The organism is Streptomyces sp. NPDC059454 (genome assembly GCF_042749965.1).
GTDB lineage: Bacteria > Actinomycetota > Actinomycetes > Streptomycetales > Streptomycetaceae > Streptomyces.
Window position 1 is genome coordinate 1 of record NZ_JBHYVC010000107.1, and the last position, 10,845, is coordinate 10,845.

General features: G+C 74.3%; 12 protein-coding genes. 3 read left to right on the forward strand and 9 right to left on the reverse strand.

Annotated elements, in window-relative coordinates; genetic code table 11:
* Window positions 1-236 precede the first annotated feature (236 nt).
* From ACFXAE_RS35435 to paaA, 9 genes are all read right to left on the reverse strand, one after another.
* Window positions 237-1,496: a kynureninase gene (locus tag ACFXAE_RS35435; RefSeq protein WP_384723580.1), complete on the reverse strand. Its 1,260-nt coding sequence runs from the start codon at window positions 1,494-1,496 to the stop codon at window positions 237-239.
* A complete protein-coding gene (locus tag ACFXAE_RS35440) occupies window positions 1,493-2,341 on the reverse strand; it encodes an alpha/beta hydrolase family protein (RefSeq protein WP_384723583.1) in 849 nt (282 codons plus the stop codon). Before ACFXAE_RS35440 ends, ACFXAE_RS35435 begins: the two co-directional genes overlap by 4 nt.
* Window positions 2,331-3,179: a tryptophan 2,3-dioxygenase gene (locus ACFXAE_RS35445; RefSeq protein ID WP_384723586.1), complete on the reverse strand. Its 849-nt coding sequence runs from the start codon at window positions 3,177-3,179 to the stop codon at window positions 2,331-2,333. Before ACFXAE_RS35445 ends, ACFXAE_RS35440 begins: the two co-directional genes overlap by 11 nt.
* Window positions 3,180-3,203: 24 nt before the next feature.
* Entirely contained in the window at window positions 3,204-3,980 is a 777-nt protein-coding gene (locus tag ACFXAE_RS35450) for an SDR family oxidoreductase (RefSeq protein ID WP_384723589.1), read from the reverse strand.
* Window positions 3,981-4,056: 76 nt separating this feature from the next.
* On the reverse strand, window positions 4,057-5,181 hold the full coding sequence (locus tag ACFXAE_RS35455; RefSeq protein WP_384723591.1) for a 2Fe-2S iron-sulfur cluster-binding protein: 1,125 nt from the start codon (window positions 5,179-5,181) through the stop codon (window positions 4,057-4,059).
* An 8-nt stretch (window positions 5,182-5,189) separates the two neighbouring features.
* A complete protein-coding gene (paaD, locus tag ACFXAE_RS35460) occupies window positions 5,190-5,702 on the reverse strand; it encodes a 1,2-phenylacetyl-CoA epoxidase subunit PaaD (protein WP_384723594.1) in 513 nt (170 codons plus the stop codon).
* On the reverse strand, window positions 5,699-6,490 hold the full coding sequence (gene paaC / locus ACFXAE_RS35465) for a 1,2-phenylacetyl-CoA epoxidase subunit PaaC (protein ID WP_384723612.1): 792 nt from the start codon (window positions 6,488-6,490) through the stop codon (window positions 5,699-5,701). The genes paaD and paaC overlap by 4 nt, the downstream gene beginning before the upstream one ends.
* A 10-nt stretch (window positions 6,491-6,500) precedes the next feature.
* Window positions 6,501-6,812: a 1,2-phenylacetyl-CoA epoxidase subunit PaaB gene (paaB, locus tag ACFXAE_RS35470; RefSeq protein WP_085572033.1), complete on the reverse strand. Its 312-nt coding sequence runs from the start codon at window positions 6,810-6,812 to the stop codon at window positions 6,501-6,503.
* Window positions 6,809-7,813 carry a 1,2-phenylacetyl-CoA epoxidase subunit PaaA gene (gene paaA, locus ACFXAE_RS35475; protein WP_384723599.1) on the reverse strand — a complete coding sequence of 335 codons (1,005 nt, stop codon included), beginning with the start codon at window positions 7,811-7,813 and terminating at the stop codon, window positions 6,809-6,811. Before paaA ends, paaB begins: the two co-directional genes overlap by 4 nt.
* A gap of 324 nt (window positions 7,814-8,137) precedes the next feature.
* Here paaA and ACFXAE_RS35480 point away from each other — a divergent pair, with 324 nt between their 5' ends.
* From ACFXAE_RS35480 to ACFXAE_RS35490, 3 genes are all read left to right on the forward strand, one after another.
* On the forward strand, window positions 8,138-8,386 hold the full coding sequence (locus tag ACFXAE_RS35480) for an acyl carrier protein (RefSeq protein ID WP_384723603.1): 249 nt from the start codon (window positions 8,138-8,140) through the stop codon (window positions 8,384-8,386).
* On the forward strand, window positions 8,386-9,870 hold the full coding sequence (locus ACFXAE_RS35485; RefSeq protein WP_384723606.1) for a class I adenylate-forming enzyme family protein: 1,485 nt from the start codon (window positions 8,386-8,388) through the stop codon (window positions 9,868-9,870). The genes ACFXAE_RS35480 and ACFXAE_RS35485 overlap by 1 nt, the downstream gene beginning before the upstream one ends.
* Window positions 9,871-10,057: 187 nt before the next feature.
* Window positions 10,058-10,693, forward strand: a complete 636-nt coding sequence (locus ACFXAE_RS35490) for an enterobactin synthetase (protein ID WP_384723609.1) — start codon at window positions 10,058-10,060, stop codon at window positions 10,691-10,693.
* The last annotated feature ends 152 nt before the right edge of the window (window positions 10,694-10,845 follow it).

Consider the following 10,845-nt stretch of genomic DNA (forward strand, 5'->3'; position numbering starts at 1 on the left):
CTCCGGTCGGCGGCGCCGGCCACCGGTATGGGGGGGGTGCGGGGGGGCCGGGGGGGTCCGGGCGGGGGCGGGTCCCCCCCGGCCCGCGCCGGCCATCAGGTCGGGACGGACATCGGCGTGTGGCCCGTAGGCACGGACACGGCACAGTGCGCAGCGGGACGGATCACCTGGCGGCAGCCGGCCGCGCGGCAGGGGGTGGCCGAGGTGTTCCGCCCCTGACGGGCGGGCCGTCGCGCTCAGGTCACCGGCCCCGTCGACGGCGGTGCGGGGGCGTAGGCGGCGTCCCGGGTCAGTTCCCGCAGGCGGAGCGCGGCGGTGAGCAGGTCGCCGTGGCTGGTGCAGAGGGCGTTGACGCCGAAGCGCAGCAGGTCGGGGGCGCGCATGTCGGCGATGACGCCGCGCTCGGCGAGAGCGGCGACCAGTCCCCGGGCGTGCGGGTGCCGGAGGGTGACCTGGCTGCCGCGGCGGCCGGGGTCGGCGGGGGTGACGGAGGTGAAGCCCAGAGGAGCCAGGAGTGCGTCCGCGCAGCGCAGGAAGAAGCCCGTCAGGGACAGGCTCTTGGCGCGGACCTGGGCCAGGTCGACGCCGTCGAAGGCGGTGAGAGCCGCTTCGAGAGCGAGCAGGGACAGGATCGGCGGGGTGCCGATGCGGGCGCGGGCGATACCGGGCGCGGGCTCGTAGGCGGGGGTGAGGGCGAAGGGATCGGCGTGGCCGGTCCAGCCCGGCAACGGCGTCTCCAGCGCGGTGTGGTGGCGTCGGGCCACGTAGAGGAAGGCGGGGGCGCCGGGGCCGCCGGAGAGGAACTTGTAGCCGCAGCCGACCGCCAGGTCCACGCCCAGGGCGTCGACGTCCAGGGGCAGGGCGCCCGCGGCGTGGCACAGGTCCCACAGGGCGAGGGCCCCGGCGTCGTGGGCCGCCCGCGTCGACGCCCGCATGTCGTGCAGCTCGCCGGTGCGGAAGTCGACGGGCGAGTAGCTGACGACGGCGACCCGCTCGCCCTCGGCGGCGAGGAAGCGCGGGAGGTCCGCCGGGGGCACGTGCCGTACCTCCAGGCCGCGACGGCGGGCGACCGCGACGGCGAGGTAGCGGTCGGTCGGGAAGTGCCCGGGGTCGGTGACCAGCAGCGGGCGGTCCGGGCGGAGTGCGGCGGCGGCGTCGAGCGCGGTGAACAGCTGCACGCTGGTGGAGTCGCCCGCGATCGTCTGCCCCGGCGCGGCCCCGATGAGTGTGCCGATGGTGTCGCCCACGCGCTGCGGTGCCTCCCACCAGCCGGCCGCGTTCCAGGAGCCGATGAGTCCGGTGGCCCACTGGCGCCGCACCACGTCGTCCAGGGCCGCCGGCACGGCGGCGGGCAGCGGACCCAGGGAGTTGCCGTCGAGGTACACGACGTCCGGCGGGAGCAGGAAGCGCGCACGGAGGCCGGCCAAGGGGTCGTCGGCGTCGAGCCGCGCGGCCTGCTCGTGCAGGGCGGCGGCTGCCGGGAGTGCGGTCGTCATCGGCGTGCGGCCTCCTCGCCCGCGCGGCCGGCGTCCGCCGGGGTGAAGGCGGCCGCCATGTCCCGGAGGGTGTCGGCGACCGTGCGGGCACCGGGTGCTCCGGGTTCGATGAGGGTGTAGTGGCCGGTGCCGGGCAGGACGACCGTCCTGAGGTCCCGGTGCACGGCCGCGTAGTCGCTGAACTGGGTGAGCGGGACCTCCTCGTCGGCGGCGCCGTGCAGCAGCACGGTGGGGACGCCGGTGGTGCCGGCGTCGCGCAGCAGGGTGAGGGGGTCGACCTCGGGCAGGCGCGCGGTGAAGTGCTCCTCGCCGCCGAGGAGTTGCAGGGCGGCGTCGTTGCTGAGGCGGTCGCGGCGGGTGGCGGTGAGGTCGGTGATCGGCGCGAGGGCGAGCACGCTCGTCGGCAGGGTGCGGGTGTGCCAGCGGGAGCCGGGCGGCAGCAGGCCCCGGGCGGCGCACCACAGGGCCAGGTGCCCGCCGGAGCAGTGGCCCGCCAGGACGTAGGGCCGCCCTTCGGGCAGTGTGTCGACGATGCGGGCGACGTCGTCGAAGGTCTCGGGGTGGCCGCCCGCGCCGCCGGACCGGCGGAAGCCGGGGAGCAGCACGTGGAACCCCTGTGTGGAGAGCCACGCCGCGAACGGGGTCAGGTGCATCCGGTCGTAGCGCCAGTAACCGCCGTGCAGCAGGATCACCAGCGGGGCGCCGGGGTCCTCGGACGGCCAGGCGTCGTAGGACTGGTGGGGGTGGTCGCCGTAGCGGCCGTGCACCGGTGCCAGGACCGGCTTCAGGCTCAGGACCCGCTGCTCCTCCTCGGCCGCGAAGGCGGAGATCGTCCTAGACGTCACCGCGCACCTCCCACAGTTCGGGGAAGACCGGCCGGGCCGCGCGCTGTTCCAGCCAGGCCAGGCCGGCGGATCCGGCGCTGCCCGGTCTGGTTCCCATGGCACGGCGGACCACCAGGACGTGGTCGGACCGCCAGCGGGTGACGAGTTCGGCGATGTCGGTGAGCAGTTCGCCCAGGGCGAGGTGCGGATGGTGCTGCGGTCCGGCGTAGACGTGCCGCCAGGTCTCCACCACGCCGGGGTCGCCCTCGTAAGGGCTGGTCACGTCCCGTTCGCGGACGTGGCGCGGGACGGGCAGGCCCTGGCGGTGGAGGTAGGCCAGCACCTCGTCGTACAGGGACGGTTCGCGGTAGGTCTCGGCGAGCGCCTCGTGGACGGCCCGGTCGCCGCGGTGGGCGCGCAGCAGTCCGGCGGACTTGTCGCCGAGGAGGAACTCCATGTGCCGGTACATCGCCGACTGGAAGCCCGACGCCCGGCCGAACGCGGCGCGGAAACCGTTGAACCGGGCGGGGGTCAGGGCCGCGATGGGCGCCCAGGCGCCGCCCAGGGCGGTCAGCGCGCGGCGGCTGCGCACCAGCGCGTCCGTGGCCGCGGGCAGGTCGTCCTTGACGAAGGCCACCTTGGCCGTGCGCCACTCGTGCACGATCAGGGTGAACCACAGTTCCATCACCTGGGTGGTGACGAGGAACCCCATCTCGTCCGGGGCCTCGGTGAGCGGTTGCTGCAGCGTGTTCAGGACGGACGCGTGCACGTACGTGTCATAGGGGCTGGCCCCTTCGAAGGGGCGGGTCAGGGTGTCGTCGACGGCCGGCCCGTCGAGGGTGGTCGTGCGGTCGTTCATCACATCTCCCAGGGGGCGTACGGGTCACACACCGAGGTGGGCGCCACCGGAGGCGTCGATCCACTGTCCGGTCACCCAGCGGGCGTCGTCGCCGGCGACGAAGGAGACGACGTCGGCGATGTCCACCGGGTCGCCGAGCCGGCCGAACGCCGAGGCCTCGGCGTAGCGGCGCCGGATCTCCGGGACGGCGAGGGTGGGGTTGATCTCCGTCTCGGTGTAACCGGGCGCGACGGCGTTGACGGTGATGCCCCGGGGGCCCAGCTCCTGGGCCAGGGAGAGGGTGAGGTAGTCGAGGGCGGCCTTGGACATGGTGTAGGAGACGATCGGCGGGAAGGCGACGCGGGTCGCGACGGAGGAGATGTTGACGATCCTGCCGCCGTCCCGCAGGCGGTCCAGTCCGCGCTGGACGATGAAGAACGGCGCCTTGGTGTTGATCGCGAAGACGCGGTCGTAGTCGGCCTCGGTCACCTGGGCGATCGGGCGGGGGACGGTGATGCCCGCGTTGTTGACGAGGATGTCCAGGCCCGCGGGTGCCTCCTGTTCCGCCAGGGCCTCGTCGAAGGCGGACCACAGGGTGTCGGCGTCGCCGGGGACGCCGAGTTCGGCGTGGACGGGGAAGGCGCGTCCGCCGTCGGCCTGGATCTCCTTGACGGTCCTCTCGGCGGCCGTGAGGTCGTGGCCGTAGTGGACCGCGACGAGGGCGCCCTCGCGGGCGAGGCGGTGGCTGATGGCTCTGCCGATGCCCCGGCTGCCTCCGGTGACCAGGGCGGTCTTCCCCGCGTGGCGGGTGGTGGCGGTCATCGTGGGTCTCCTTCGCTGAGGGGTGGCGTGGCGTGGGGATCAGGTGTCGAAGTCGGACGTGGTCCCGGCGTGCGCGTCAGGCGTCGAAGTCGAGGGTGATCTCGGGGGTGCGGGGCCTGGCGCGGCAGACGAGGGTGTAGCCGGCGGCGCGGTCCCGTTCGTCCAGGGCGTACTGGCCGTCCGCCGTCACCTCTCCGGACAGGACCTTCGCGCGGCAGCTGCCGCACACGCCCTCACGGCAGGCGTACGGCACGTCGGGGTGACTGCGCAGCAGCGCGTCGAGCAGGACCGCATCGTGTGGCAGCACGGTGGCGGCACGACGGCGCCCGTCGAGCAGGGCGGTGATCCGGTACTCCCCCGCCCTCGGGGCCTGCCCGGCCGGTTCCGGCGGCCGTGGCGGGGTGCCGTCGGCGGTGAACAGCTCCCAGCGGACGAGTGAGGGATCGGCTCCCAGGCCGGCCAGGACGTGCCGGGTGGTGGTGACGAGACCGGGCGGTCCACACAGGGTGAACGTGGTGTCCGGGCCCGGCCGGGCGTCCACGGCCGCCAGCAGCCGGCCCACTCCGGGCGCGTCCAGCCGCCGTGCGGACAGGCCGCTCCCCCGGTCCTCCCGGGTCAGTACGTACAGGACGGTGAGACGGTCGAGGAACTCGTCCTTCAGTTCGGCCAGTTCATCGGCCAGTACGGCGTCGGCGCAGGTGCGGACCGAGTGGACGAGGCTGACGCGGCAGGCGGGGTCCCGGCGCAGCGCCTCGGTGGCCATCGGGGCCAGCGGGGTGATGCCGGTGCCGCCCGCGAGGAGGACGTGGTGGGCGCCCGGCACCTGCGGCAGCGCGAAGGTGCCGGTGGGCGGCGAGACGTCCAGGCGCTCTCCCGGGGCGAGCCGGGTGGTGGCGTGCTCACCGAAACCGCCGGGACCGGACCGTTTGATCACCAGGCGGAGCGCCCGGGGCGAGTGCGGTGGCGGACAGATCGAGTAACTGCGGCGCAGTTCGGTGCCGGCCCGGTGGTGCCGGACGACGACGTGCTGGCCCGGGTGGTGGGCGAAGACGTCGCGCAGTGCGGTGGGCACGTGCAGGGTGACGGCGACCGTGTCGGCGCTCAGACGACGGACCTCGGTGACGTCGAGCGGGTGCCGGCCGGCGCGGCGGGGCGGACCGGCCGGTGCCTCGTCGAGGAGGGCGGGCGGGGTGGTGTTCACGGTCGGCCTCACAGCGCGGTCAGGTGGGGGAAGGGCTCGCGGCACGCCGTGCACCACAGCACCGACTGACAGCGGGACGGCCCGAAGGCGCTGTGCGGCCGGGTGGCCCGGGATCCGCAGTGCGGGCAGGGCACCGCACCCAGTGCGACGGGTACCGGGCTGCCGGGCGCCGGGGTCACGGGCGGGGCGATGCCGTGTGCGGCGAGTGCGCGCCGCCCTTCGGGGGTGATGCGGTCCGTCGTCCAGGGGGGCGAGAGGACGTGCCGGACGCGGCCCGCGGGGTGGCCACAGGCGGTCAGGGCCTCCCGCACCGCCGCGGTGATCTCGGGCAGCGCGGGGCAGCCCAGGTAGGTGGGCGTGATCTCCACCTCCAGCACGCCGTCGGCGCCGGGGGCGACGGAGCCCACCACGCCGAGATCGCCGAGGCCGATCACCGGCAGTTCCGGGTCCGGCAGCGCGGCCACCCGCTCGCGCACCTCCTCGGCGGAGAGGCGTGCCGTGACCGGTGCGGGCCCGCTCACCAGATACCTCCGGGGAACTGCCGCCGCACGGACTGCAGTTCGGCGATCAGCGGCCCGAACTCCTCGGTGTGCAGGCCCGCACGGCCGCCGGTGGCCGACCAGGTGGGGGTGGGCACGGCGAGTCCCGCCTCGGTGACGACCTCGGTGACCCGCCCGAGCCACGTCTCGCGCAGGGGCGCCGGAGAGGGCACGGTGCCGGACGCGGCCAGGCGGCGCAGCACGTCGTCCTCCTCGAAGAGTTCGCCGGTGTAGGGCCACACCCGCTCCAGGGCGTGCCGCATGCGGCGCGCGCTCTCGGCGGTCCCGCGCCCCAGCGTCACCGTCCAGCGGTCGGCGTGCAGCCGGTGGAACGCGACCTCCTTGGCGGCCCGGACCCCGAACGCGGCGAGTTCGGGATCGGCGCAGTGCGCGAGGGCCTCGTAGTGGAGGACGGCGTAGTGGGTGTAGGCGAGTTGCCGGACCACGGTCACGGCGAAGTCCCCGTTGGGGAGTTCGGCAAGCAGGGCGTTGGTGAACTCACGCTCCGAGCGGGCGTAGGCGAGGTCGTCCTCGGTGCGGCCGGTTCCGTCGAGGTGGCCGGCACGGGTGAGCAGAGCGCGGGCGTGGCCGATCAGGTCGAGGGCGATGTTGGACAGGGCCAGGTCCTCGTCGACGGTCGGCGCACGGGTGATCCACTGGCACAGCCGCTGGCCGAGGACGAGGGCGTCGTCGCCGAGGCGCGTCAGGTGCCGGGCGAGGTCGGGATCGGCGGCGGACGGCGCTCCGCCCGGCAGGGTGCCGGGACGCACCGCCTCGATGTCACTCGTGGTGCTCACCTTCGGGGCCTTTCTCGGTCAACGGCGCGTAGTGCTCGGGGTAGCGGTACGGCTTGTGGCGGGCTCCCGCGAAGTACGGGTCGCGCTCGTCCGGGGAGGCCGTGTGCACGGCGTCGGAGCGGACCACCCACAGTGACAGGGGTTCGCCCCGGCGCGTGTACAGGTCGCGGGCGGCGGCCAGGGCCGCGTCCGGGCCGGCGGCGCGCACCGACCCCACGTGCTGGTGGGCCAGACCCCTGCGGGCCCGCAGGAACACCTCCCACGACGCCGGCGCGCCCTCCCGCGCGGCACTCATGCGGCCGCTCCCCGCGGCTCGTCCGTCCTCGCGGCGTACGCGGCGGCGGCCTCCCTGACCCAGGCGCCGTCCTCGTGCGCGGCCAGGCGGTGCGCGATGCGCTGTCGCGCCCAGTGGGTGTCGTCGCCCAGGGTCTTGCGGTAGGTGTCCCAGTCGACGGGCGTGAAGTCGTAGTGACCGCGCTCCTCGTTCCAGCGGATCGCCGGGTCGGGCAGCGTCAGGCCGAGGCGCTCGGCCTGCGGGACGCAGGTGTCGACGAAACGCTGTCGCAGCTCGTCGTTGGTGTGGCGTTTGATGCCCCAGGCCATCGCGCGGCGGGAGACCGCGGCGCCCAACGCGGCCGTCCGCGCGTCGGCGCCGCCCGCCTCGGTGTCGGGTGGTCCGAACATCAGCACCACCGCCGGCAGCCACCAGCGGTTCACCGCGTCCTGCGCCATCTCCTTCTGCTCCAAGGTTCCCTCGCACAGGGTGCGCATCAGGTCGTAGCCCTGCCGCACGTGGAAGGCCTCCTCCTGGCAGACGCGGCGCATCGCCCGGGCGTAGGGCCCGTAGGAGGTGCGGCACAAGGGTGCCTGGTTGATGACGGCGGCGCCGTCCGTCAGCCAGGCGATGGCCCCGGTGTCCGCCCAGGTCAGCGCGGGGTGGTTGAAGGTGGCCGAGGCGCGCTGCCGGCCGTGGTGCAGGGCGTCCAGCAGGTCGGCGCGGTCCACGCCGAGCGTCTCGGCGGCGGAGTACAGGTACAGGCCGTGGCCCGCCTCGTCCTGGACCTTGGCGAGCAGGACCGACTTGCGGTCCAGGGACGGGGCGCGGGTGAGCCAGGCCCCCTCCGGCTGCATGCCGATGATCTCGGAGTGGGCGTGCTGGGCGATCTGGCGGACCAGCATGCGGCGGTAGCCGTCGGGCATCCAGTCGCGCGGTTCGATCGTCTCGCCGCCGGCGATGAGCGCGTCGAAGCGGGCGAGCAGTTCGTCCTCGTCCACGGTGGTGGTCGACGCGGTCACCGGGCACCGCCCGTGCGTCCGGTGACCGTCTCGGCGGTGCCGTGCTGCGGGCACCGTCCCGGGGCCCAAACCCGTACCGGCTGCCTGGGCACGCGCATCACTCCTTCGGCTGAGGAACCGCCCGCGCGGGGCGCCGGGCGGAACGGGTTGCTTCGTTGCGGTAAGAGGCCGGGCACGTGGCCCGGCTATCCCCGCCGCGCGAGGTTCGGGCGCGTGACAAAGCTCACGGGACGGCCCGGGGAGTGAGGCCGGGAACCGTCGCCTCTTGAGGGGGTGACAGTCGTAGACCGCGGCGGCCGGCACGCCGAGGCGAAAGGGGAAACCATGAGCACCATCAGGGAGTTGCTGGTCGAACTCACCGGCACGACCGAGTACGCCGACCGGATCGGCGACGACGCCGACCTGGCCGCCAGCGGCATCGACTCCGGGGACCTGGTGCGCCTCGTGCTCCTGGTCGAACAGCGGCTCGGCGTCGAGATCACCGCCGAGGACATGGAGGAGCTGCACACGATCGGCGACTACGAGCGTTTCCTGGCCGAGCGCACGGTCGCCGGCGCGAGCGGCGGTGCGTGATGTGGCTGACGCAACTGCTGGAGCGCAACCGCCAGTGCCGGCCCGGCCGGACCGCGCTGGTGGACGAGGAACGCAGCGTCACCTGGGCCGAACTGCATGACCGTACCCTGCAACTGGCACGTGGACTTGCCGAGTCGGGCATCGAGCGGGGTGACCGGGTCGCCGTGCTCTCCAAGGACCGCATCGAGGTTCTGGAGAGCTACTTCGCGCTGGCCCGGCTCGGCGCGCTGTTCGTGCCGCTGAACCACAGTCTGGCCGAGCCCGAGGTCGCCGGGATCGTCGAGCGCGTCGGCGCGGTGGCCGTGCTCGGCGAGTCCGAACTGCTGGACCGGCACACCGGCTTGCCCGCTTCGGTGCGCGTCCGGGTGGCCTTCGACAAACCCGCCTTCGCGACGCTGGGCACACTGGCCGCCGAGCGGGAGCTGCCGGACGTCGCCGACACGGACCCGATCGCCGTGCTGCACACGTCGGCGACCACCGGGCAGGCCAAGGGGGTGACGGTCGACAGCGCGTCGTTCCGCGCGATCGCCCTCGGCTGGCTGGTGATGGCCCGCCCCGCCGACGACATCGTCATGGTCAACTGCTGCCCGCTGTACCACGGCAGCATGGTCGTGTCCCTCACCTACCTGGCGGCCGGCGCGACCGTCGTGCTGATGCCCGGATTCACCCCGCAGCGGGCGCTGTCCGCGGTGGAGCGGCACCGCGCCACGCACATGTGGCTGGTGCCGCAGATGCTGCGCTTCATGCTTCGGGCGAAGGCGTCCCGGCGCACCGACCTGTCCTCCTTGCGGGAGGTCCTGTACGGAGCCGCCCCCATGCCGCTCGACGTCTACGCCGACGCGGTCGAACGGCTCGGGTGCGGCTTCCGGCAGGTGTACGGCATGACGGAGGTGGGCGGCCCGTTCGTCACACTCGGTCCCGACGAGCACCCCGCGCCCGGGGACGTCACCGCCCGCATCCCCTGCGGGCGGGTCGTGCCGGGCATGTCCGCCCGCGCCGTGGACGGGACCGGCCGGGAACTGCCGCCCGGCGAGATCGGCGAGATCGTGGTGCGCGGGCCGGGCGTCATGCAGGGCTACTGGAACGACCCCGAGGCCACCGACGAGATCACCCGCGACGGCTGGATCGGGACGGGCGACCTCGGCTTCATGGACGACGAGGGCCGCATCAGCCTGGTGGACCGCACCAAGGACGTGATCATCCGCGCGGGCCAGAACGTGTACCCCTCGGAGATCGAACGCGCCCTGATGACCCACCCGGCGGTCCGGGACGCGGCGGTCGTCGGCATGCCCGACGAGGACTACGGCGAGGTGCCGCTGGCGTACGTCGCCCTGGAGGCGGGTGCGGAGCCGGCCGCGACGGAGTTGCTCGCGCATGCCGCGGGCCTGCTCGCGCCGTACAAGCGGCCGCGGCGGGTGGAGTTCATCGAGCAGGTGCCGCGCAATCCCGCCGGGAAGATCGTCAAGAAGCTGCTGCGCGTGTGAGCGCGTGCGACGGCGGACGGCGATGACCGGGCGCCCGACGCACCCCGGGTCGGCCACGACGAAGACGCCGTGGCCGACCCGGGCCGGTACGGAGCCCGTTTCAGCACCCCGGGAGGGCGGCAGGCCCGCGGGGACGGCCCGGGTCGGCGCGGAGCGTCCGTGGGCGGGCCGGCGCGGTGGAGAGCCGGTGGCGCTGGTGAGCGGTGACCTGGCCGCGCTGCCTTCGCTCCTGGACTCCGTTGGACTCGGGCTGGGTGTCGCGGACGTCTGGGAACCGTGTCCGCAACCCGCCGGGCCGGCCGAGGCCGCCGCCGCGGCGGCGATGCCGGTGCGGCGGCGACTGGAGTTCCTGGCCGGTCGGCGGGCCGCCCGGCGGGCCCTGCGTGCGGTGGGGCTGGACTGCGGTGAGATCCCCCGGTCGGGGCGCCTGCCGGTGTTCCCGCCGGGACGGGCCGCGTCGATCTCGCACAGTGCGGGGATCGCCGTCGCCGTGGCGTGCCGTCCCGGCGGGGACCTGCCCCTCGGCTGTGACCTGGAGCTGCGGCCCCTGGCCCGCGAAGCGGCCCGCCTGGTGCTGCGCGCGGACGAGGAGACGCTGCTCGCGGACTGGTCGGTGACGGAGTTGTTCTCCGCCAAGGAGGCGGCGTGGAAGGCCCTCGCCGTGGCGGAGGGAGGTCTGAGGGAGTTGCGGGCCTCGCCCGCCGGGGACGGGCTGCGTGTCTGCCTGCGCACCGATCCCGTCCACGCCGTACGGGTGCGGGTGGTGCCCGTCGGGGCAGGAGTCTTCAGTCACGTGGCCGGCCGGGACGGCACCCGCGACTGACCGGACGCCGCCCCCCCCCCGCGCGCCGGGGGCGGGCCCCATGAGCCACCCCGTGGCCCCCCCCAACACCACCCCCGCGTGTAAAAACGCCAAACCCAAACCGCCCCAGATGTAGATGTTTCATAAAAACAACAGAAACAGCCCAACAATTA